This is a genomic window from Pseudomonas sp. B21-054, from assembly GCF_026016345.1.
In the GTDB taxonomy this organism is placed as follows: Bacteria; Pseudomonadota; Gammaproteobacteria; order Pseudomonadales; family Pseudomonadaceae; genus Aquipseudomonas.
Map to the genome: position 1 here is coordinate 5,055,805 of NZ_CP087204.1, position 22,224 is coordinate 5,078,028.

Below are 22,224 nucleotides of genomic sequence, written 5' to 3' on the forward strand. Positions count from 1 at the left end.
GCAGCAGGAACTTAATCTGAGGGGCGGCGTTCAAAAGGCCAGTAGTTATTTCCATAAGGAGAAACACCCCATGCGTAAGACTTTTGCTATTGCCTTGATGTTGGCCGCCTCCCTCGGTCTCGCTGCCTGCGATAAAAAATCCGAGGACAAAGCTCAAGATGCCAACCAACACGCTGAGCAAGCTCAGCAAGACATGAACAAAGCACAGGATAAAGTGAACGACGCGGCGAAAGAAAACGCCGAAGCCGCCAAAAAGCAGGCTGAAGCGAACGAAGCCGCTAAGCAGGAAGCCCCCGCTACCCCAGCTAAAACCAACTGATACGGTTTTAGCGAAAAAAGAAAACCCGCCTGATGCGGGTTTTCTTTTGCCTGCGATTTAGCCGATCGATCAAACAGCTTCCTTGCCAACTTCAGGCGATGGTGCCTCCGTAGGGGTATAGACCATGACATCCAGCACGTCGGAATGAAACTCCCGCTGGTACAACACAAACACCACGCCGGCACTCATCAACATGAATAACCAGGGACTGACGAACCACGCCAACATGGTCATGCCGAAATAATAAGAACGCAGGCCGAAGTTGAACTGGTTGGCGGCCATGGAGATCACCCGCGCCGCCCTTAGTGCAAAGGCCTTGCGCTCCTGCTCGGAGACATGACGCTCGCCGATCATCGGCGCTGATCCCACCAGCACCGCCGCGAAGTTGTATTGGCGCATGCACCAGCTGAATGTGAAGAACGCATACACGAACACCAGCGCCAGGCACAGCAACTTGACTTCCGCCATGCCTTGGGAGGCTTGCTGCACCATCGGCAGGTCGGCCAGCAACGATACCGCCCGATCAGACGCCCCAAGCACCGTCAGGATACCGGCCAGGATGATCAGCGTGCTGGAGGCGAAGAATGAGGCGTTGCGCTCCAGATTACCGATCACGCTGGCATCGGCGATGCGGTTTTCACGCAACAGCATGCGACGCATCCAGTCCTCGCGGTACAGGTGCATCACGCTGGCCAGGCAGGCCGTGTCGCGGGCCTTCCAGGTGGCATAACGGGTGTATCCGCCCCAGCAGATGATGAACCAGGCAGCGGCAAGCAGATGGATCAGGTTGGCTTGGATGAATGACATTCGATTTCCTGTATGTCTAAAAACATGACGTCTAAAGCCAGACGAGCCTTGAAATGCCGACCTGTGGGAGCGAGCTTGCTCGCGATGGCGGTCCATCAGACCCGTTGATGCTGACTGATCCGACGCCATCGCGAGCAAGCTCGCTCCCACAGGCGCTGTGTACGCCTTTCAAGACACTGCTTCGACGTTAGCCCACGAAAAAAGACACCGCACTCAAAAAAAATGCCCCGTATCGATTGATACGGGGCATTTCGATTGTGGCCGGTGAGTCTGCCTGAAGCTGTTTAAGCCAATGCCTCGCTGCGCTTGCCCAGCAGACGATCACACACCACGGCAACCACCAGGGTCATCACCGAAGGCACCAGCCAGGCCAGGCCTTGCTCGCTCAGCGGCAGGTGGGCCAGCTGCGTCGGCATCCAGTCCGCCAACCCGGCGCCTTTGAGCGCATCGATCAGGCCAAACAGGAACGACACCAGCATCACCGGGCCGACAATGCGCCCCTGCTCATGCCAGAAGTCCTTGCAGAAACTCAGGGCCACCAGGGCGATGCACGGCGGATAGATCGCGGTCAGGACCGGAATCGAGAACGCGATCAGCTTGGTCAGGCCCAGGTTGGACACCAACAGCGAAAAACCCGCCAGGATCACCACCAGGGTCTTGTAGGACAGCGGCAGGACACGACTGAAGTACTCGGCGCAGGCGCAGGTCAGGCCGACCGCGGTGACCAGGCACGCCAGGGAGATCAATACGGCGAGGAAACCGCTGCCCAGGCTACCGAACGTGTGTTGCACGTAGGCATGCAGCACAGCGGCACCGTTGGTCGCCCCCGCAGCCACTTCATGGCTGCCGGAACCGAGGCGGAACAGACTGACGTAGACCAACGCCAGGCCCACTCCGGCGATCAGCCCGGCGATGATGGCGTAGCGGGTGATCAAGGCGGGCGACTCGACGCCTCGGGAACGGATCGCGTTGACGATGACGATGCCGAACACCAGTGCACCCAGGGTATCCATGGTCAGGTAACCATTGATGAAACCTTGGGAAAACGGCGCCGCAACGTACTCGGGGGTCGCTACGCCGATATCGCCGGCGGGCAAGGCAAACGCGGCGATACCCAGCACGGCCAGGGCGATGATTTTCAGCGGCGCGAGAAAGCGGCCGACGGTGTCCAGCAGGCGGCCCGGATAGAGCGAGATGAAGAACACCAACAGGAAATACACGGCGCTGTAGAGAAACAACGCCAGCGGGCTTTCACCGGTCAACGGCGCCAGGCCGACTTCAAACGAGACGGTGGCGGTACGTGGCGTGGCGAACAACGGGCCGACGGCCAGGTAGCACACCGCCGCCAGCAACCCGCCGGCGACCTTGCCGATGGGGCTGCTCAAGGCGTCCATCGCGCCACCGACCTTGGCCAACGCAACGACCGTGATGACCGGCAAGCCCACCGCCGTGATCAGGAAGCCAAGCGCCGCCATCCAGACATGAGGCCCGGACTGCAAACCAACGATAGGCGGGAAGATGATGTTGCCGGCCCCGACGAACAGGGCAAATGTCATGAAACCAAGCGCCAGGATGTCCTGGCCTTTCAACACTTTCATTAAGGAAACCACACTACTGAATCGGAATTTAGAGAGGGATTTCCCCGAGGGTAGAGGGAAATGCTGCCGATCCGTATCAGACCGACCCGTTTAGCGCGTCGCTTCCTTGTGGGCAGCGGTCGCAAAAATGGCTGCTAGCCTAACGAATTTGGCGATAAAACGCACTGTAAAGGGGCGAACTATCCGATGCGCGACGTCCCCGTGTCGCGTTTTTGCATGTAAATGGTTGGCGGACTGTCATTCCGTCATCGCGAGCAAGCTCGCTCCCACAATGAAATGCGCTCGACTGTGGGAGCGAGCTTGCTCGCGATGAGGCCCTCCCTGACGCCACAGCCCCAGAAACGACAAAGGCCACCCGAAGGTGGCCTTTGCTACTGGAACGAAAAGGTCAGCCGAAGCTTACTTCTTCATTTCCCAGCCAGTCAGCTCGGCCAGGGCCTTGCCGATGTCTGCCAGCGAACGCACGGTTTTCACGCCTGCGTCTTGCAGTGCAGCGAATTTCTCGTCTGCAGTGCCCTTGCCGCCAGAGATGATTGCGCCAGCATGGCCCATGCGCTTGCCCGGAGGAGCAGTCACACCGGCGATGTAGGAAACAACCGGCTTGGTCACGTTGGCCTTGATGTAGGCAGCCGCTTCTTCTTCAGCCGAACCGCCGATCTCACCGATCATCACGATCGCTTCGGTCTTCGGGTCTTCCTGGAACAGCTTCAGGATGTCGATGAAGTTCGAACCCGGGATCGGGTCACCGCCGATGCCGACGCAAGTCGACTGACCGAAACCGGCGTCAGTGGTCTGCTTCACGGCTTCATAAGTCAGGGTGCCGGAACGGGAAACGATACCGACCTTGCCTGGCAAGTGAATGTGACCTGGCATGATGCCGATCTTGCATTCGCCTGGAGTGATCACGCCTGGGCAGTTAGGGCCGATCAGGGTGATACCCAGCTCGTCGCACTTGACCTTGGCTTCCAGCATGTCGATGGTCGGGATGCCTTCGGTGATGCAGACGATCAGCTTGATGCCGCCGAACGCTGCTTCAAGGATGGAGTCCTTGCAGAAAGGAGCCGGAACGTAGATCACGCTGGCGGTGGCGCCAGTGGCAGCTACAGCGTCTTTCACGGTGTTGAACACGGGCAGGCCCAGGTGCTCGGTGCCGCCTTTGCCTGGCGTTACGCCGCCAACCATCTTGGTGCCGTATTCGAGGGCTTGCTGGGTGTGGAAGCTACCTTGCGAACCGGTAATACCCTGGCAGATAACCTTGGTGTCTTTATTGATCAGGACGCTCATTATTTGCCCTCCGCAGCTTTAACGACTTGTTGAGCAGCGTCGGTCAGGCTGGTAGCAGCGATGATGTTCAAACCGCTTTCTGCCAGTACTTTAGCGCCCAGCTCAGCGTTGTTGCCTTCAAGGCGAACAACAACCGGGATTTTCACGCCGACTTCTTTCACGGCGCCGATGATGCCTTCGGCAATCATGTCGCAACGAACGATGCCGCCGAAGATGTTGACCAGTACTGCGGCGACGTTGGTGTCGGACAGGATGATCTTGAACGCTTCGGTCACGCGTTCCTTGGTAGCACCGCCGCCCACGTCGAGGAAGTTGGCTGGCTTGCCGCCATGCAGGTTGACGATGTCCATGGTACCCATGGCCAGGCCGGCACCGTTGACCATGCAGCCGATGTTGCCTTCCAGGGCTACGTAGTTCAGCTCGAACTTGGCAGCGTGCGCTTCGCGCGGATCGTCTTGCGACGGATCGTGGAAAGTCTTCAGCTTAGGCTGACGGTACATGGCGTTGGCGTCGATGTTGATTTTGGCATCGAGGCAGTGCAGGTCGCCGTCGGCCTTGATCACCAGCGGGTTCACTTCCAGCAGTGCCAGGTCGTGGTCCTGGAAAAGCTTGGCCAGACCTACGAAGATCTTGGCGAATTGAGTGACCTGCTTGCCTTCCAGGCCCAGCTGGAATGCCAGCTCGCGGCCCTGGAATGGCTGCGCGCCAACCAGTGGATCGATGGTGGCCTTGAGGATTTTCTCAGGGGTATCGTGAGCGATTTTCTCGATGTCCACGCCACCTTCGGTGGAAGCCATGAACACGATACGGCGGCTCGAACGGTCAACGACCGCGCCCAGGTACAGCTCTTTAGCGATATCAGTGCACGATTCAACCAGGATCTTGGTGACTGGCTGACCGTTGGCGTCAGTCTGGTAAGTCACCAGACGCTTGCCCAGCCACTGCTGTGCGAAGGCTTTGGCGTCTTCTTTGCTGCGAACCAGCTTGACGCCGCCCGCTTTACCGCGACCACCGGCGTGAACCTGGGCTTTGACAACCCATTCGCTGCCGCCGATTTTGTCGCAAGCTTCTGCTGCCGCTTCCGGGGTGTCTACCGCGTAGCCGGTGGATACTGGCAGGCCGTACTCAGCGAACAGCTGCTTACCCTGATACTCGTGAAGATTCATGCTTATTACCGTCTTCGTTAGGTACTGCGCATTCGGTGCTGCACCGTTTTGGTGCCGCACCACCTGTGACTGCTGCTTGCGTAGCTTTCCGGTCAACCGGTGCAGCTACGCAAGGCTGCGTCCAGCGGATATTCCGCGGTGAGTCTTGCTCGCAAGGCTCACGACGGGCCATACCGCCGTGGTTTCTTATTGTCTATTAACGCTTCTTGCGGTTGGCCACGTGGATGGCGCCGCCATTTACGGCCAGGGCCGCTTCGTGCAAGGCTTCAGACAGGGTCGGATGGGAGAAGACCATCATGCCCAGGTCTTCAGCGCTGGTGCCGAATTCCATGCCGATCGCGCCTTGCTGTACCAGCTCGGCAGCGCTTGGGCCAATCACGTGAACGCCCAATACGCGATCCGTCTTGGCATCGGCGATGACTTTCACGAAACCACCGGTATCGTTGGCTGCCATGGCACGGCCACTGGCAGCGAACGGGAAGGTGCCGACGTTAACTTCAACGCCTTCGGCTTTCAAGGCCTGTTCGGTCTTGCCAACCCATGCGATTTCCGGGTGGGTGTAGATAACCGATGGGATCAGGTCATAGTTCATCTGGGCTTTGTGGCCCTTGATGCGCTCGACGACCATGATGCCTTCCTCGGACGCCTTGTGCGCCAGCATCATGCCGCGCACCACGTCACCGATGGCGAAGACGCCCGGAACGGCGGTAGCGCACTGGTCATCGACGTGGATGAAACCACGTTCGTCGATCACTACGCCGCTGTCGGCAGCCAGCAGGTCGGTGGTCACCGGACGGCGGCCGACCGCAACGATCAGCTTGTCGAAAGTGATGGTCTGTTCGCCGTTGGCGTCGGTGTAGTTCACCAAGACTTCTTCGCCATTGACCTTGGAACCGGTCACGCGAGCGCCCAGCTTGATGTCCAGGCCTTGCTTGGTCAGGGTTTTCAGCGCTTCCTTGGAAACCGCGGTATCAGCGGCCATCAGGAAGGTGTCGAGGGCTTCCAGGACGGTCACTTGCGCACCCAGGCGCGACCATACCGAACCCAGCTCGAGGCCGATCACACCAGCGCCGATCACGCCCAGGCGTTTTGGCACGGTCTGGAATTCCAGGGCGCCCGTCGAATCGACGATCACGTTCTGATCGACCGGAGCCGGTGGAATATCGATCGGACGCGAGCCTGGAGCCAGGATCACGTTCTCGGCTTCGATCACTTCAACCGAACCGTCCGGCTTGGTGACTTCGACTTTCTTGCCGGCCAGCAGCTTGCCGTGGCCCTGGATCGAGGTCACACCGTTAGCCTTGAACAGGGTGGCAACACCGCTGGTCAGGTTCTTGACGATGCCAGCCTTGCGGCCAACCATCGCTGCGACGTCCATCTTGACTTCGCCGGTGGAGATACCGTGGACGTTGAAGCTTTCTTTCGCTTCCTTGTACTTCCAGGAGCTGTCCAGCAGCGCCTTGGATGGAATGCAACCGACGTTCAGGCAGGTACCGCCCAGGGCCAGTTTGCCCTCGCCATCGGTGTATTTCTCGATGCAGGCAGTGCTAAGGCCAAGTTGCGCAGCCTTGATAGCCGCTACGTAGCCGCCAGGGCCCGCACCAATCACTACCACGTCGAATTTCTGAGTCATGAGTCATTCCTTTTCGAATCAAACCGGACGATCACTTGTGATGACCGTCGAGGGACGAAACCGGTTGTTTCAGCAAGAGGCCGGTCGACAGACCGGCCCTCGCGGCGAAAATCAGATATCCAGCAGCAGACGAGCCGGATCTTCAAGCAGGTTCTTGATGGTGACCAGGAAAGTCACGGCTTCCTTACCGTCGATCAGGCGGTGATCGTAGGACAGCGCCAGGTACATCATCGGACGGATAACGACTTGACCGTTGATCGCCATCGGACGCTGCAGGATGTTGTGCATGCCCAGGATCGCCGCTTGTGGCGGGTTGACGATCGGGGTCGACATCATCGAACCGAATGTACCACCGTTGGTGATGGTGAACGTACCGCCGGTCATCTCTTCGATGGACAGCTTGCCGTCACGGGCCTTCTTGCCGAAGGTGGCGATGCCGCCTTCGATTTCGGCCAGGCTCATCAGTTCGGCGTTACGCAGGACCGGAACCACCAGGCCACGGTCGCTGGACACCGCGACACCGATGTCGGCGTAGCCGTGGTAGACGATGTCGGAACCGTCGATCGACGCGTTGACGGCCGGGAAGCGTTTCAGCGCTTCGGTGGCTGCCTTGACGAAGAACGACATGAAGCCCAGGCGTACGCCGTTGTGGGACTTCTCGAACAGATCCTTGTACTTCGAACGCAGGGCCATGACTTCGGTCATGTCGACTTCGTTGAAAGTGGTCAGCATCGCCATGTTCGACTGGGCTTCGACCAGACGCTCGGCAACCTTGGCCCGCAGGCGGGTCATCGGAACGCGTTTTTCAACACGATCACCGGCAGCGAACACCGGCGCGGCAGCGGCAGGCGCGGCAGGCTTGGACGGGGCAGCGGCTGGAGCGGCCTTCTTGGCGGCAACGGCGGCAACTACGTCTTCCTTGGTTACGCGACCACCCTTGCCGGTGCCGGCAACGGAGGCGATGTTGATGCCGTTCTCTTCGGCGATCTTGCGCGCGGCCGGGGCAGCGACTGGATCGTCTTCGCCATCGGCAGCAGGCGCTGCGGCCTGGCCAGCGGCAGGCGCAGCAGCGGCGGCCGGAGCGGCGGCAGCGCCGCCCTCTTCGATCGAGCCCAGTACCTGGTTCGACAGGACGGTAGCGCCCTCTTCGGCAACGATTGCGCCGAGCACGCCGTCAGCTTCGGCCAACACTTCCAGAACGACTTTGTCGGTCTCGATGTCGACGATCAGGTCGTCACGCTTTACAGCTTCGCCTGGTTTCTTGTGCCAGGTGGCAACGGTGCCATCGGCAACCGATTCCGGGAATGACGGGGCTTTGATTTCGATAGCCATTATCTGTGGGTCCTTAAAATTCGGTTTCAGTCAGCACGAAGGCTTAAACAGTGAAAGCATCTTGCAGCAGTTTTTCCTGCTGCTCGGCGTGCATCGACGCATAACCACACGCAGGTGCAGCGGACGCATCACGACCAGCATACTCAAGGCCCAGGGCCTTGTTATGGTTGCCGATGCTGCGACGCAGGTGATGCTGGCTGCTGTACCACGCGCCCTGGTTCATCGGTTCTTCCTGACACCACACCACGTGAGTGAGGTTGGTGTAAGGCGCGATGGCCTCCATCAGGTCTTCTTCCGGGAACGGGTAAAGCTGCTCGATACGCACGATGGCGATGTCTTCGCGGCCTTCGGCACGACGTTTTTCCAGCAGGTCGTAGTAGACCTTGCCGCTGCACAGGATCAGGCGAGTCACCTTCGCCGCGTCCAGCGTGTCGATTTCCGAAATAACGGTCTGGAACGAGCCTTCGGCCAGATCCTCGAGCGTGGAGATCGCCAGCTTGTGACGCAGCAGCGACTTCGGTGTCAGCACGATCAGCGGCTTGCGCAGCGGACGGATGACCTGACGACGCAGCAGGTGGTAGATCTGTGCCGGGGTCGTTGGTACACACACCTGGACGTTGTGCTCGGCGCACAATTGCAGGTAGCGCTCCAGACGTGCCGAAGAGTGCTCCGGCCCCTGCCCTTCATAACCGTGTGGCAGCAGCATGGTCAGACCGCAGAGACGGCCCCACTTGTGCTCGCCGCTGGTGATGAACTGGTCGACAACCACCTGGGCACCGTTGGCGAAGTCGCCGAACTGGGCTTCCCAGATCACCAGCGCATTCGGCTCGGTGGTGGAGTAGCCATATTCGAACGCCAGGACGGCTTCCTCGGACAGCAGCGAATCGTACAGGTCGAAACGTGGCTGGCCCTTGTACAGGTGTTGCAGCGGGATGTAGGTGCTGGCGTCTTTCTGGTTGTGCAGCGCCGCATGGCGGTGCGAGAAAGTGCCGCGGCCCACGTCCTGGCCGGTGATGCGGATCGGGTGACCTTCGAACGCCAGGGTCGCGTACGCCATGGTTTCAGCGTAGCCCCAGTTGATCGGCAGGCCGCCGGCTTGCATCTTCTGGCGGTCTTCGTAGATCTTCGCGACCTGGCGCTGGACCACGAAGCCTTCCGGGATTTCCAGCAGCTTGGCGGACAGTTCCTGCAAGGTCTTGAGGTCGAAACGCGTGTCGTGACGCGCGGTCCAGGCATGGCCCAGATACGGACGCCAGTCCACGAACAGCTCTTTGTTCGGCTCCTTGACCAGGCTTTTTACCACGTGCAGGCCGTTGTCCAGGGCATTGCGATATTCATCGACTTTTTCCTGTACGCGCCCTGCATCCAGTACGCCGCCTTGGGTCAGGCGCTCGGCATACAGCTCACGGGTGGTGCGCTGCTTGGCGATCTGCTGGTACATCAGGGGCTGGGTGCCGCTTGGCTCGTCGGCCTCGTTGTGGCCGCGACGACGGTAGCAGACCAGGTCGATCACCACGTCACGCTTGTACTGCATGCGGTAGTCGATGGCCAACTGGGTCACGAACAGCACGGCTTCCGGGTCATCGCCATTCACATGGAGAATCGGCGCCTGGATCATTTTCGCAACGTCGGTCGCGTACTCGGTGGAACGCGAGTCTTCCGGGTTGCTGATGGTGAAACCGACCTGGTTGTTGATCACGATGTGCACGGTGCCGCCGGTCTTGAAACCGCGGGTCTGCGACATCTGGAAGGTTTCCATGACCACGCCTTGACCGGCGAACGCCGCGTCACCGTGGATGGAGATCGGCAGCACCTTCTCACCGGTCGGATCGTTGCGGCGATCCTGGCGGGCACGGACCGAACCCTCGACCACCGGGGAAACGATTTCCAGGTGGGACGGGTTGAAAGCCATGGCCAAGTGGACTTCGCCACCTGTGGTCATCACGTTGGACGAGAAACCCTGGTGGTATTTCACGTCACCGGAGCCCAGCTCGACCTTCTTCTTGCCTTCGAACTCGTCGAACAGCTCGCGCGGGTTCTTGCCGAAGGTGTTGACCAGTACGTTCAGGCGACCACGGTGGGCCATGCCGATGACGACTTCCTTGGTGCCGTAGGAACCCGAACGCTGGATCAACTCGTCGAGCATAGGAATCAGGCTTTCGCCGCCTTCCAGGCCGAAACGCTTGGTGCCTGGGTATTTGGTGCCCAGGTATTTCTCCAGGCCTTCACCGGCGGTAACGCGCTCGAGCAAGTGGCTCTTGATCTCGGCGGAGTACGTCGGACGGCCACGAACGCTTTCCAGACGCTGCTGGAACCACTGGCGTTGCTCGGAATCGGTGATATGCGTGAACTCAGCGCCAATGGTGCGGCAATATGTCTGCTGCAACGCTTCGTGAATTTCGCGTAGGCTCGCTTCCTCTTTGCCGATGAACAGGTCGCCGGCACGGAAGGTCGTATCAAGATCGGCATTGGTCAAGCCGTAGTGAGTGATCGACAGGTCTGCAGGTGCAGGACGCTGCCACAGCCCCAGCGGGTCAAGCTGGGCTGCCTGGTGGCCGCGCATCCGGTAGGCCTGGATCAATCGCAGCACTTCAACTTGCTTCTTCTCGTGCTCGCTGCTCACGCTGCCGGCAGACACCGGTTGAGCGCGGCGCTGGTTCTTTGCCAGCAGCACGAAATGATCGCGAATTGTCGAGTGCGAAACATCAGTGGCAGAGTTACCGTCAGCCGGCAACTTCTGAAAGTAGGTGCGCCATTCTTCTGGCACAGCGTTAGGGTCGTGCAGGTAGAGCTCGTAGAGCTCTTCCACATAGGCAGCGTTACCACCGGAGAGGTGGGCACTGTTCCACATGCGCTGCATCACGCTTTCTTGCATGCTTGGTCACCCTCGATTAGGGGAACACCACCGGCGAAAACACCGAGCAAACTTGCAGAAGTCCGAGTGCAGCGACTAAAACAAGCCACTTAGGATCACGCTGATAGTCCGGGTACCAGCCCGGATGCCCCTGCTTGTCTCATTTCTTCAAAGTAAGAACTGCCGCTTTGTGAGCGGCTGTTCTGGTTATAGCCACGACGCGGGTTGAAGCCCGCGCCCTGGCCTTTACGGGTACAGCAGTCCTACGGGTACAGCAGCTGAATCACACGCCGCTCTGCAGCAGCATGTTACGCACGTGACCGATGGCCTTAGTCGGGTTCAGGCCTTTCGGGCAGACGTTGACGCAGTTCATGATCCCGCGGCAGCGGAATACGCTGAACGGGTCATCCAGTGCCGCCAGACGCTCGGACGTCTTGGTGTCACGGCTGTCTGCCAGGAAGCGATACGCTTGCAGCAGGGCGGCCGGGCCCAGGAATTTGTCCGGGTTCCACCAGAAGGATGGGCACGAGGTCGAGCAGCAGGCGCACAGGATGCACTCGTACAGACCGTCGAGCTTTTCACGCTCTTCCGGGGACTGCAGACGCTCGATGGCCGGAGCCGGCGTGTCGTTCTGCAGGTATGGCTTCACCTTCTCGTATTGCTTGTAGAAGATGCTCATATCGACGACCAGGTCACGGATAACCGGCAAACCTGGCAGCGGACGTACGATCAGCTTGTTGCCCTTGACCACGGCGGACAGCGGCGTGATGCAGGCCAGGCCGTTCTTGCCGTTGATGTTCATGCCGTCGGAGCCACAAACGCCCTCGCGGCAGGAGCGACGGTAGGAAAAACCTTCGTCCTGTTCTTTGATCAGGGCCAGCACGTCCAGCACCATCAAGTCTTTACCACCGGTATCGACCTGGAAATCCTGCATGAACGGCGCAGCGTCCTGATCAGGGTTGTAGCGATAAACACTGACTTGCAACATGGCGGCCACCCTTAGTAAGTCCGGATCTTGGGTTCGAACGTCGGAACGGTCTTCGGCGAGAAGTTCACCGCACGCTTGGCGACGCGTTTTTCACCCGGGAAGAACAAGGTGTGGCACAACCAGTTTTCGTCGTCACGGTCTTCGTAGTCTTCGCGGGCATGGGCACCACGGGACTCTTTACGCACTTCAGCCGCGATGGCGGTGGCTTCGGCCACTTCCAGCAGGTTCTGCAGTTCCAGCGCTTCGATACGTGCAGTGTTGAACGCCTGCGACTTATCGTTGATCTTCACGTTGGCAATTCGTTCACGCAATTGAGCCAACTGGGCGATACCCTTCTGCATGTATTCGCCAGTACGGAATACACCGAAGTAGTTCTGCATGCAGTTTTGCAGCTCGCGACGCAGGGTAGCGACGTCTTCGCCTTCGGTACGCGCGTTCAGAGCGGACAGACGCGCCAGGGCAGCTTCGATGTTGGCATCGGTGGCATCGTCGTATTCGATACCGTCGCTCAGCGCCTTCTCCAGGTGCAGGCCGGCAGCGCGGCCGAAGACCACCAGGTCGAGCAGCGAGTTGCCGCCCAGGCGGTTGGCACCGTGAACCGATACGCACGCCACTTCACCCACTGCGAACAAACCAGGGATGATTTCGTCCACGCCTTCGGCGTTCTGGGTGATCGCCTGACCGTGAATGTTGGTGGCAACGCCGCCCATCATATAGTGGCAGGTTGGAACGACCGGAACCGGCGCGACGACCGGGTCAACGTGGGCGAAGGTCTTCGACAGCTCGCAGATGCCTGGCAGGCGGCTGTGCAGCACTTCCTCGCCGAGGTGGTCGAGCTTGAGCATCACGTGGTCGCCATTCGGGCCACAGCCGTTACCGGCGATGATTTCCTTGACCATCGAACGGGCCACAACGTCACGACCGGCAAGGTCCTTGGCGTTCGGCGCATAACGTTCCATGAAACGCTCGCCGTGCTTGTTGATCAGGTAACCGCCTTCACCGCGGCAACCTTCGGTGACCAGTACACCGGCGCCGGCGATGCCGGTCGGGTGGAACTGCCACATTTCGATGTCTTGTACCGGCACGCCAGCACGCAGGGCCATGCCAACGCCGTCACCGGTGTTGATCAGGGCGTTGGTGGTGGAGGCGTAGATACGGCCAGCACCGCCGGTCGCCAGCACGGTGGCCTTGGCGCGGATGTAGGTGGTCTCGCCGGTTTCGATGCAGATCGCGATCACACCGACGAAGGCGCCGTCCTGGTTCTTCACCAGGTCAACGGCGTAGTACTCGTTCAGGAACGTGGTGCCAGCCTTCAGGTTGCCCTGATAAAGGGTGTGCAGCAGGGCGTGACCGGTACGGTCGGACGCCGCGCAAGTACGCGCCGCCTGGCCGCCCTTGCCGTAGTCCTTGGACTGGCCACCGAACGGACGCTGATAGATACGGCCGGTTTCGGTACGCGAGAACGGCAGGCCCATGTGGTCCAGCTCGAATACGGCGGCCGGGCCTTCCTGACACATGTACTCGATAGCGTCCTGGTCACCGATGTAGTCGGAACCCTTGACGGTATCGTACATGTGCCAGCGCCAGTCATCGTTCGGGTCGGCCGAAGCGATGGCGCAGGTGATGCCACCCTGGGCGGACACCGTGTGCGAACGGGTCGGGAAAACCTTGGTGATCACGGCAGTCTTGTGACCGCCCTGTGCCAGTTGCAGCGCTGCGCGCATGCCGGCACCGCCACCACCAATGATGATGGCGTCGAAAGAAATCGTAGGAATGTTAGCCATGAATCAGATACCCCAAAGAATCTGCACACCCCAGACGAAGTACGCGAACATCGCGACACCGCATACGGCCTGGAAGAGGAAACGTACGGCAGTCGCCGATTTGCCGAACGCCATTGGCGTCAGGTAGTCGGTCGCGATGGTCCACATGCCGACCCAGGCGTGAGCGCCCAGTGCGACAAGCGCCAGCAGACTGAAGATACGCATCCCGTTGTTTGCGAACAGTTCGTGCCATTGGGCATAGCCAAGGCCGGGGTTTGCCACGACATATCCGATCAGGAAAATGAAGTAAGCCGCGAGAACGACTGCAGACACACGCTGCGCCATCCAGTCATAGAGGCCCGAACGCGAGAGGTTCGTGACGTTGGTTACCATATCCAGACTCCTGCCAGAACGATCAACACCGCAGACACGGCGATAATGATTTTCGAGCCCAGCTTGCCGCCTTCCAGCGTCTCACCGATGCCCATGTCCATGATCAAGTGGCGCACGCCGGCAACCAAGTGATACAGCAAGGCGGACAGGATGCCCCAAATCACTAGCTTGGCTAGCGGACTGGTCAGACACGCTTTCACCTGACCGAAGCCTTCTTCCGAGTCGAGCGACTTGTCCAATGCATAAAGCATGATGGCCAGGCTGACGAAGAGAATGACACCGGAAATTCGGTGAAGAATGGACGTGTAAGCAGTGACTGGGAGTTTGATGGTCCTTAGGTCTAGGTTTACAGGTCGTTGGCTTTTCACGGCTTTTTTTCACACTGAAGAGCCCCTAACAATCAGGGCAAAGTTGTTGGGGCGCGCACTGGTCAGGTACTCACCACCCAGGGAGTGACGACCCCCAAGAAAGCAGGCCCAAAAGCCCCTGGCGGTCGGTGGCCGAGTATAGACAGTTAGGCTACTAATGACAACGCGTTCACCTTCCCCTAATAGCGCATTGCACATAGTCGGCAAAAGGCGTAAACGGCAGGTAATTTCGCGGAAAAAGTCCGGTTAAAGCCTTCTGGAGCAAGACTTTAGGCAAATTGACATTCGGATTTATCTCACTATAGTGGTGCGGGCCCTGCGTGGGGGGTCTGTCTGATGATTCCAAGCATTAATAGGAGGCCACATGGCTGACAAAAAAGCGCAGTTGATCATCGAGGGCGCAGCCCCCGTCGAGCTGCCCATTTTAACCGGCACCGTTGGTCCCGATGTAATCGACGTACGGGGCCTGACGGCCACGGGCCGTTTCACCTTTGACCCAGGTTTCATGTCGACCGCTTCGTGCGAGTCGAAAATCACCTATATCGACGGCGACAACGGCATCCTGCTGCACCGCGGCTACCCGATCGAGCAACTGGCTGAAAAATCGGACTACCTGGAAACCTGCTACCTGCTGCTCAACGGCGAGCTGCCAACCGCAGAACAAAAGGCCCAGTTCGTCAGCACCGTGAAGAACCACACCATGGTTCACGAACAGTTGAAGACCTTCTTCAACGGCTTCCGTCGCGATGCCCACCCGATGGCCGTCATGTGCGGCGTTGTCGGCGCTCTCTCGGCCTTCTACCACGACTCCCTGGACATCAATAACCCCCAGCATCGCGAAATCTCCGCGATCCGCCTGGTGGCGAAGATGCCAACCCTGGCAGCCATGGTCTACAAGTACTCCATGGGCCAGCCCATGATGTACCCGCGCAACGACCTGACCTATGCAGAGAACTTCCTGCATATGATGTTCAACACCCCGTGCGAGATCAAACCGATCAGCCCGGTGCTCGCCAAGGCCATGGACCGGATCTTCATCCTCCATGCCGACCACGAGCAGAACGCCTCCACGTCCACCGTGCGCCTGGCAGGTTCCTCGGGTGCCAACCCGTTCGCCTGTATCGCCGCCGGTATCGCTGCGCTCTGGGGCCCGGCCCACGGCGGTGCCAACGAAGCGGTACTGACCATGCTCGATGAAATCGGCGATGTCTCGAACATCGACAAGTTCATCGCCAAGGCCAAGGACAAGAACGATCCGTTCAAGCTGATGGGCTTCGGTCACCGGGTCTACAAGAACCGCGACCCGCGCGCCACCGTGATGAAGCAGACCTGCGATGAAGTGCTCAAGGAACTGGGGATCAAGAACGATCCGCAACTCGAACTGGCCATGCGCCTGGAAGAGATCGCCCTGACCGACCCGTACTTCATCGAGCGCTCGCTGTACCCGAACGTCGACTTCTACTCGGGGATCATCCTCAAGGCGATCGGCATTCCAACCAGCATGTTTACCGTGATCTTCGCCCTGGCGCGGACCGTGGGCTGGATCTCCCACTGGAAAGAAATGCTCTCCAGCCCGTACAAGATTGGCCGTCCACGCCAGCTGTACACCGGCTACGAGTCGCGTGACATCACCAAGCTGGAAGACCGCAAGTAAGACCTGCCTGGTAACAAGGTCTCAAGCCGCACCGAAACAGCCCCCGCTTCTTATATAAGGGCGGGGGCTGTTTTGTTTGGGCCCTCTTTGATATCCGCAGTGACTGGCCTGACGCTTTCGCGAGCAAGCCCGCTCCCACACTGGATCTGTGTACGACGCAAATCTCCTGTGGGAGCGAGCTTGCTCGCGATGACGGCAGACCTGCCAACCTTGAATCTGGCACAAAAAAAATACCCCGGCCTCTCGACCGGGGTATTTCTTCAAGCACTTATCGCTACATCAATGGTTAACCGCCCCGCTCGCCCCCAGGCCAGTCTGCGAACGCACGAACTGCGGGAAGAACAGCGCCCGCTCGTTGGCGCCTTCAGGCGATTTGTCGGTGATGGAGAAGAACCAGATGCCGACGAAGGCAATGGCCATCGAGAACAGCGCTGGGTATTCATACGGGAAGATCGCCTTCTCGTGACCCATGATCTGCACCCAGATGGTCGGACCGAGCACCATCAGGCCCACGGCACTGACCAGGCCCAGCCAGCCGCCGATCATGGCGCCACGGGTGGTCAGCTTCTTCCAGTACATCGAAAGCAGCAGTACCGGGAAGTTGCAGCTCGCCGCGATGGAGAACGCCAGGCCCACCATGAACGCAATGTTCTGCTTCTCGAACAGGATCCCCAGGGTGATCGCCAGCACCGCCAGGGCGATGGTGGTGATTTTCGAGACGCGGATCTCATCCTTCTCGTTGACCCTGCCTTTCCTGATCACGCTGGCATACAGGTCGTGGGACACCGCCGAGGCACCGGCCAGGGTCAGGCCCGCCACTACCGCCAGGATGGTGGCAAAGGCTACCGCCGAGATGAAGCCGAGGAAGATGCTGCCGCCCACGGCGTTGGCCAGGTGCACCGCCGCCATGTTGTTACCGCCGAGCAAGGCACCTGCCGCGTCCTTGAAGGCCGGGTTGGTGCTGACCAGCAGAATCGCGCCGAAGCCGATGATGAAGGTCAGGATGTAGAAGTAACCAATGAAGCCGGTGGCATACAGCACGCTCTTGCGCGCTTCCTTGGCGTCGCTCACGGTGAAGAAGCGCATCAGGATGTGCGGCAGGCCAGCGGTACCGAACATCAGCGCCAGGCCGAGGGAGAAGGCCGAGATCGGATCCTTCACCAGACCGCCGGGGCTCATGATCGCCTCGCCTTTAGGGTGAACCTTGACCGCTTCGGCGAACAGCATGTTGAAGTCGAAGTTGACGTGCTTCATCACCATCAGGGCCATGAACGACGCACCCGACAGCAACAGCACCGCCTTGATGATCTGCACCCAAGTGGTGGCCAGCATGCCGCCGAACAACACGTAGAGGCACATCAGGATACCCACCAGGATCACCGCAACGTGGTAGTCCAGGCCGAACAGCAGCTGGATCAGCTTGCCGGCACCGACCATTTGCGCGATCAGGTAGAACGCTACCACCACCAGCGAACCGCAGGCGGACAGACTGCGGATCTGGGTTTGCCCGAGGCGATAGGACGCCACGTCGGCAAAGGTATATTTACCCAAATTACGCAGGCGCTCGGCGATCAGGAACAGAATGATCGGCCAGCCCACCAGGAAGCCGATGGAATAGATCAGACCGTCGTAACCGGAGGTGAACACCAGCGCGGAAATGCCCAGGAAAGACGCCGCCGACATGTAGTCGCCAGCGATTGCCAAGCCGTTCTGGAAGCCGGTGATCTTGCCGCCGGCCGCATAGTAGTCAGCCGCCGAGTTGTTTTTCTTGGATGCCCAGTACGTGATGTACAGGGTCGCGCCAACGAAGGCCACGAACATCAAGATAGCCGCGACGTTGAGAGGTTGCTTCTGCACGGCACCGGCCAGCGCTTCAGCCGCCCAGGCGCCCGGTGCGAACGCTGCGATGCTCAATAGAGCCAGTAGACGCCGGATCATTGCTGAGCCTCCTTGAGAATCGCATTGTTCAGGTCGTCAAACTCGCCGTTGGCGCGCTGTACGTAGATGCCAGTCAAGATGAAGGCCGAGAGAATCAGGCCGACACCGATGGGAATACCCCAGGTGATGGTGGACTCAGGCGTGATCTTGGCCCCGAGAATATGTGGCCCGTAGGCGATCAGAAGAATGAAGCCGGAATACAACCCAAGCATGATCGCCGAGAGAATCCAGGCGAACTTTTCCCTTTTTCTCACCAGCTCCTTGAAGCGCGGGCTGTTTTGAATCGAGAGGTAAATGCTGTCGTTCATTGTTTTTATCCTCGCAGCACAGATTTAAGTTGGAACAACTCTACTCTATGCGGCTCAAGGCCAGGTTCCAGACGACCTTAGTATTAGAACGACATGACGGTTTTGCCAGTTTCTAGCCAAATTCCAGCAGTTGCCCCCGGTGGGAGCGAGCTTGCTCGCGATGACGGCGCCACATTCAACATGGATGCAAGCAGACACATCGCTATCGCGAGCAAGCTCCCACAGGGGACCGGCGCAAATCCAAAAATGACAGGCACAAAAAAACCGCATGACACAACGTCATGCGGTTTTGCGAGCCAGCTAAACCAGGTTGATTACTTGCCGGTCCACTCTTTTACGCGGTCAGGGTGCTTGGCAACCCAGTCCTTGGCAGCGGCGTCTGGCTTGGCGCCCTCTTGGATCGCCAGCATGACTTCGCCGATTTCGTCTTTCGAAGCCCATTGGAACTTCTTCAGGAACTCGGCCACTTCCGGGGCCTTGGTGCCCAGTTCCTTGCTGCCGATGCTGTTTACAGTCTCAGCCGCGCCGTAGACGCCTTTCGGGTCTTCCAGGAAGCGCAGTTTCCACTTGGCGAACATCCAGTGCGGCACCCAACCGGTGACCGCGATGGATTCGTTTTTCTTCTCGGCACGGGTCAGCTCGGCAATCATGCCGGCGCCGGAACTGGCCTTGAGTTGATAGCCGGTCAGGTCGTAATCCTTGATAGCCTGTTCGGTCTTGAGCATCACGCCTGAACCGGCGTCAATGCCGACGATGCGTTTCTTGAAGGAGTCGTCGGTCTTCAGATCCTCGAGCGACTTGGCCTTGACGTACTCCGGCACAATCAGGCCGATTTTTGCATCTTTGAAGTTCGGACCGTAATCGACCACCTGATCCTTGTTCTTGGTCCAATAGTCACCGTGAGTCACCGGCAGCCAGGCCGAGAGCATCGCGTCGAGCTTGCCGGTGGCCACGCCCTGCCACATGATCCCGGTCGCGACCGCTTGCAGCTTCACGTCATAGCCCAGCTTTTGCTTGATCACTTCGGCCGCCACATGGGTGGTCGCGACACTGTCGGACCAACCATCAACGTAACCGATGCTCAGGGTTTTGGTTTCGGCGCTGGCCAGTGTAGAGCTGATGGCCAGTACCAGTGCGGCACCTGCGCCCAAGAGTCGTCGCATCTTCATCGTTACTTCCCCGAAAGTGCTGCGCCCGGCGGATGCCGAGCGGCGTCAACGTATTGTTATGGTGGACAGCGCCCCCATCACGCTCGCTTGCAAACCGGCTCGAACGTCAGTGGAGTACCGACCCGTCGATCATCAACCTGCGCCGATCTGGAACCTGCTCTGGCAGCGACGCCGATGCAACGAGAAACGACATCAGAAAGCCAGTAGACCATTTCGGCTGTTTTCGCCACAAATCCCGGCTAACCCTTGGTGTGCCTGAATCAAGGAAGACATCAGATAACTAGGCGCAACCCACCACGACCGTGTATCGTCCCGCTACTATCGCGCCACGTCCGCGCCTGTTTTGCGTCCGTCATGGCACTTGGCTCCACTCCAGTGGTCATAGCCTGCGAACCTCATTCGGCACCTTCCTCTTAGGGATCTCGTCATGCTCCGTTCCTTGCGCTTCGCTGCCCTCATCGGTGGCCTTATCCTGAGTGCGTCCGCGCTGGCGGCAGATATTGATGCCGCCAGCTATGGCTATCCCTTGACCAACCCTTTCGAGGCGACCATTGCCACCACGCCACCGGACCTGCGCCCGGAGCTGCCGCTGATCGAGGACATCAACCAGTCGGATCACAGCCTGACCCTGCGCCCGGAACGCGAGTTCATCCTGCCGGACAACTTCTGGCCGGTGAAGAGCCTCACCTACCGCATGGCGACCCAGGACAAACCCGCGCCGCTGATTTTCCTGATCGCCGGCACCGGGGCGCGCTTTGACAGTAGCATCAATGAATACCTCAAGCGGCTCTATTACAAGGCCGGCTACCATGTGGTGCAGCTGTCGTCGCCCACCAGCTTCGACTTCATGAGCGCCGCCTCACGCTTTGCCACTCCGGGCATCAGCAAGGAAGACGCCGAAGACATGTACCGGGTGATGCAGGCCGTACGCGCGCAGAACCCCAAGCTGCCGGTGACCGAGTATTACCTCACCGGCTACAGCCTCGGCGCCCTGGACGCGGCTTTCGTCGCGCATCTGGACGAGACCCGGCGCAGCTTCAATTTCAAGAAAGTGCTGTTGCTGAATCCGCCGGTGAACCTCTACACCTCGATCACCAACCTGGACAAACTGGTCCAGACCGAGGTCAAGGGCATCAACAACACCACCACGTTCTACGAATTGGTGCTGAACAAGCTGACCCGTTACTTCCAGCAAAAAGGCTACATCGACCTCAACGATGCCCTGCTCTATGACTTCCAGCAGTCCAAGCAACACCTGAGCAACGAGCAGATGGCCATGCTGATCGGCACCTCGTTCCGTTTCTCGGCGGCCGACATTGCGTTCACCTCGGACCTGATCAACCGTCGCGGCCTGATCATCCCGCCCAAATTCCCGATCACCGAAAGCACCAGCCTGACGCCGTTTCTCAAGCGTGCGCTGCAATGCGATTTCGACTGCTACCTCACCGAGCAGGTGATCCCGATGTGGCGTGCGCGCACCGACGGCGGCAGTCTGTTGCAACTGGTCGACCAGGTCAGCCTGTATGCGCTCAAGGATTACCTGCACGACAGCCCGAAAATCTCCGTCATGCACAACGCCGACGACGTCATCCTCGGCCCGGGCGACCTGGGCTTCCTGCGCAAGACCTTTGGCGACCGCTTGACGGTTTATCCATTGGGCGGTCACTGCGGCAACATCAATTACCGCGTCAACAGCGACGCCATGCTGGAGTTCTTCCGTGGCTAAATATCTCCTGCTTATCGCTGCGTTAATGAGTGCTGGCATGGTCCATGCCGATAACAGCAAGGCCAATGCGCCTGTGGTGGTGGATTCCGACGGCTTCAAGGAGCCGTTGAGCAAGCTCAAGTTCAACCCGGGGCTGGACCAGCGCGAGTTCGAGCGCTCGACCCTCAATGCCCTGAACGTCTATGACCCGCTGGAGTCCTGGAACCGCCGCGTCTACCACTTCAACTACCGCTTCGACCAATGGGTGTTCCTGCCCGTCGTTGATGGCTACCAATACATCACCCCAAGCTTCGTGCGCACCGGAGTGAGCAACTTCTTCAATAACCTTGGGGATGTGCCGAACCTGATGAACAGCCTGCTGCAATTCAAGGGCAAGCGTTCGATGGAAACCACGGCGCGGCTGTTGCTCAACACCACCGTCGGCATCGCCGGCCTGTGGGACCCGGCCACAGCCATGGGCCTGCCGCGCCAGAGCGAAGATTTCGGCCAGACCCTGGGCTTCTACGGCGTCCCCGGCGGTGCGTACTTCGTACTGCCGATCTTCGGCCCCTCGAACCTGCGCGATACGTCAGGCTTGCTGGTGGACTACACGGCTGAATCGGCGATCAACTTCCTCAACGTCGCCGAAGTCAGCGCCAACCACCCGGAACTGCTGCTCCTGCGCGGCGTGGACAAGCGCTACCAGACCAGTTTCCGCTACGGCCAGCTGAACACGCCGTTCGAGTATGAAAAGGTGCGCTACGTGTACACCGAGTCGCGCAAGTTGCAGATAGCCGAGTAATCCCACGCAAGAGTGCAGTTGCGCCTTGTGCGGATGTGCTTAGTAACTGACTCCACCTGCCTGGCGTCCCATAAACAGAAAGCCCCCCGGCATGTTCGATGACGGAGGGCTTTTTACAGTACAGGGCTATGCATTTTGGCGCA

At 59.3% G+C, this 22,224-nt stretch carries 18 protein-coding genes; 4 read left to right on the plus strand and 14 right to left on the minus strand.

Annotation, left to right across the window (positions count from 1 at the left end):
• Window positions 1–70 precede the first annotated feature (70 nt).
• Window positions 71–319 (plus strand): hypothetical protein, encoded by a 249-nt coding sequence (locus LOY70_RS21870; RefSeq protein WP_123346023.1) that lies wholly within the window; start codon window positions 71–73, stop codon window positions 317–319.
• A gap of 69 nt (window positions 320–388) precedes the next feature.
• On the opposite strand, the gene LOY70_RS21875 is transcribed toward LOY70_RS21870, so the two are convergent.
• The 11 genes from LOY70_RS21875 to sdhC form a co-directional block, all read right to left on the minus strand.
• Window positions 389–1,126 (minus strand): DUF599 domain-containing protein, encoded by a 738-nt coding sequence (locus tag LOY70_RS21875; RefSeq protein WP_025214935.1) that lies wholly within the window; start codon window positions 1,124–1,126, stop codon window positions 389–391.
• 284 nt (window positions 1,127–1,410) lie between these two features.
• Window positions 1,411–2,724 carry a branched-chain amino acid transport system II carrier protein gene (brnQ, locus tag LOY70_RS21880; RefSeq protein ID WP_123346025.1) on the minus strand — a complete coding sequence of 438 codons (1,314 nt, stop codon included), beginning with the start codon at window positions 2,722–2,724 and terminating at the stop codon, window positions 1,411–1,413.
• 399 nt (window positions 2,725–3,123) lie between these two features.
• A complete protein-coding gene (sucD, locus tag LOY70_RS21885; RefSeq protein WP_014339581.1) occupies window positions 3,124–4,008 on the minus strand; it encodes a succinate--CoA ligase subunit alpha in 885 nt (294 codons plus the stop codon).
• Entirely contained in the window at window positions 4,008–5,174 is a 1,167-nt protein-coding gene (sucC, locus tag LOY70_RS21890; RefSeq protein WP_003179235.1) for an ADP-forming succinate--CoA ligase subunit beta, read from the minus strand. Before sucC ends, sucD begins: the two co-directional genes overlap by 1 nt.
• 196 nt (window positions 5,175–5,370) lie before the next feature.
• Window positions 5,371–6,807, minus strand: coding sequence for a dihydrolipoyl dehydrogenase (gene lpdA, locus LOY70_RS21895; protein WP_265029302.1), 1,437 nt, complete (start codon window positions 6,805–6,807; stop codon window positions 5,371–5,373).
• A gap of 111 nt (window positions 6,808–6,918) precedes the next feature.
• Window positions 6,919–8,139, minus strand: coding sequence for a 2-oxoglutarate dehydrogenase complex dihydrolipoyllysine-residue succinyltransferase (odhB, locus tag LOY70_RS21900; RefSeq protein WP_265029303.1), 1,221 nt, complete (start codon window positions 8,137–8,139; stop codon window positions 6,919–6,921).
• A gap of 43 nt (window positions 8,140–8,182) precedes the next feature.
• Window positions 8,183–11,014 (minus strand): 2-oxoglutarate dehydrogenase E1 component, encoded by a 2,832-nt coding sequence (locus tag LOY70_RS21905; RefSeq protein WP_265029304.1) that lies wholly within the window; start codon window positions 11,012–11,014, stop codon window positions 8,183–8,185.
• 262 nt (window positions 11,015–11,276) lie between these two features.
• On the minus strand, window positions 11,277–11,981 hold the full coding sequence (locus LOY70_RS21910; RefSeq protein WP_018610098.1) for a succinate dehydrogenase iron-sulfur subunit: 705 nt from the start codon (window positions 11,979–11,981) through the stop codon (window positions 11,277–11,279).
• Between the two features lie 11 nt (window positions 11,982–11,992).
• Window positions 11,993–13,765, minus strand: a complete 1,773-nt coding sequence (gene sdhA, locus LOY70_RS21915) for a succinate dehydrogenase flavoprotein subunit (RefSeq protein WP_265029305.1) — start codon at window positions 13,763–13,765, stop codon at window positions 11,993–11,995.
• Window positions 13,766–13,768: 3 nt separating this feature from the next.
• Complete coding sequence (gene sdhD, locus LOY70_RS21920; protein WP_123346036.1) at window positions 13,769–14,137, minus strand: succinate dehydrogenase, hydrophobic membrane anchor protein; 369 nt, start codon at window positions 14,135–14,137, stop codon at window positions 13,769–13,771.
• The gene (gene sdhC / locus LOY70_RS21925) at window positions 14,131–14,505 is read right to left on the minus strand and encodes a succinate dehydrogenase, cytochrome b556 subunit (RefSeq protein WP_003179220.1); all 375 of its coding nucleotides are present in this window, start codon (window positions 14,503–14,505) and stop codon (window positions 14,131–14,133) included. The genes sdhD and sdhC overlap by 7 nt, the downstream gene beginning before the upstream one ends.
• A gap of 364 nt (window positions 14,506–14,869) precedes the next feature.
• Here sdhC and gltA point away from each other — a divergent pair, with 364 nt between their 5' ends.
• Window positions 14,870–16,159: a citrate synthase gene (gene gltA, locus LOY70_RS21930; RefSeq protein ID WP_003172803.1), complete on the plus strand. Its 1,290-nt coding sequence runs from the start codon at window positions 14,870–14,872 to the stop codon at window positions 16,157–16,159.
• A gap of 279 nt (window positions 16,160–16,438) precedes the next feature.
• Here gltA and LOY70_RS21935 read toward each other — a convergent pair whose 3' ends face one another.
• The 3 genes from LOY70_RS21935 to LOY70_RS21945 all read right to left on the minus strand — a co-directional run bounded on the left by LOY70_RS21935 (window position 16,439) and on the right by LOY70_RS21945 (window position 19,574).
• On the minus strand, window positions 16,439–18,097 hold the full coding sequence (locus LOY70_RS21935) for a cation acetate symporter (RefSeq protein WP_265029306.1): 1,659 nt from the start codon (window positions 18,095–18,097) through the stop codon (window positions 16,439–16,441).
• On the minus strand, window positions 18,094–18,405 hold the full coding sequence (locus tag LOY70_RS21940) for a DUF485 domain-containing protein (RefSeq protein WP_265029307.1): 312 nt from the start codon (window positions 18,403–18,405) through the stop codon (window positions 18,094–18,096). The genes LOY70_RS21935 and LOY70_RS21940 overlap by 4 nt, the downstream gene beginning before the upstream one ends.
• 314 nt (window positions 18,406–18,719) lie before the next feature.
• Complete coding sequence (locus LOY70_RS21945; RefSeq protein WP_072406463.1) at window positions 18,720–19,574, minus strand: glycine betaine ABC transporter substrate-binding protein; 855 nt, start codon at window positions 19,572–19,574, stop codon at window positions 18,720–18,722.
• Window positions 19,575–20,001: 427 nt separating this feature from the next.
• On the opposite strand from LOY70_RS21945, the gene LOY70_RS21950 reads away from it, so the two are divergent.
• Window positions 20,002–21,300, plus strand: coding sequence for a serine/threonine protein kinase (locus tag LOY70_RS21950; RefSeq protein ID WP_123346040.1), 1,299 nt, complete (start codon window positions 20,002–20,004; stop codon window positions 21,298–21,300).
• Window positions 21,293–22,081 (plus strand): VacJ family lipoprotein, encoded by a 789-nt coding sequence (locus tag LOY70_RS21955; RefSeq protein WP_025214947.1) that lies wholly within the window; start codon window positions 21,293–21,295, stop codon window positions 22,079–22,081. The genes LOY70_RS21950 and LOY70_RS21955 overlap by 8 nt, the downstream gene beginning before the upstream one ends.
• The last annotated feature ends 143 nt before the right edge of the window (window positions 22,082–22,224 follow it).

Bases quoted from the DNA above. Each gene is read 5' to 3' on its own strand.
- LOY70_RS21870 (WP_123346023.1), top strand. From the start codon at position 71: ATGCGTAAGACTTTTGCTATTGCCTTGATGTTGGCCGCCTCCCTCGGT.
- LOY70_RS21875 (WP_025214935.1), bottom strand. From the start codon at position 1,126: ATGTCATTCATCCAAGCCAACCTGATCCATCTGCTTGCCGCTGCCTGG.
- brnQ (WP_123346025.1), bottom strand. From the start codon at position 2,724: ATGAAAGTGTTGAAAGGCCAGGACATCCTGGCGCTTGGTTTCATGACA.
- sucD (WP_014339581.1), bottom strand. From the start codon at position 4,008: ATGAGCGTCCTGATCAATAAAGACACCAAGGTTATCTGCCAGGGTATT.
- sucC (WP_003179235.1), bottom strand. From the start codon at position 5,174: ATGAATCTTCACGAGTATCAGGGTAAGCAGCTGTTCGCTGAGTACGGC.
- lpdA (WP_265029302.1), bottom strand. From the start codon at position 6,807: ATGACTCAGAAATTCGACGTGGTAGTGATTGGTGCGGGCCCTGGCGGC.
- odhB (WP_265029303.1), bottom strand. From the start codon at position 8,139: ATGGCTATCGAAATCAAAGCCCCGTCATTCCCGGAATCGGTTGCCGAT.
- LOY70_RS21905 (WP_265029304.1), bottom strand. From the start codon at position 11,014: ATGCAAGAAAGCGTGATGCAGCGCATGTGGAACAGTGCCCACCTCTCC.
- LOY70_RS21910 (WP_018610098.1), bottom strand. From the start codon at position 11,981: ATGTTGCAAGTCAGTGTTTATCGCTACAACCCTGATCAGGACGCTGCG.
- sdhA (WP_265029305.1), bottom strand. From the start codon at position 13,765: ATGGCTAACATTCCTACGATTTCTTTCGACGCCATCATCATTGGTGGT.
- sdhD (WP_123346036.1), bottom strand. From the start codon at position 14,137: ATGGTAACCAACGTCACGAACCTCTCGCGTTCGGGCCTCTATGACTGG.
- gltA (WP_003172803.1), top strand. From the start codon at position 14,870: ATGGCTGACAAAAAAGCGCAGTTGATCATCGAGGGCGCAGCCCCCGTC.
- LOY70_RS21935 (WP_265029306.1), bottom strand. From the start codon at position 18,097: ATGATCCGGCGTCTACTGGCTCTATTGAGCATCGCAGCGTTCGCACCG.
- LOY70_RS21940 (WP_265029307.1), bottom strand. From the start codon at position 18,405: ATGAACGACAGCATTTACCTCTCGATTCAAAACAGCCCGCGCTTCAAG.
- LOY70_RS21945 (WP_072406463.1), bottom strand. From the start codon at position 19,574: ATGAAGATGCGACGACTCTTGGGCGCAGGTGCCGCACTGGTACTGGCC.
- LOY70_RS21950 (WP_123346040.1), top strand. From the start codon at position 20,002: ATGCTCCGTTCCTTGCGCTTCGCTGCCCTCATCGGTGGCCTTATCCTG.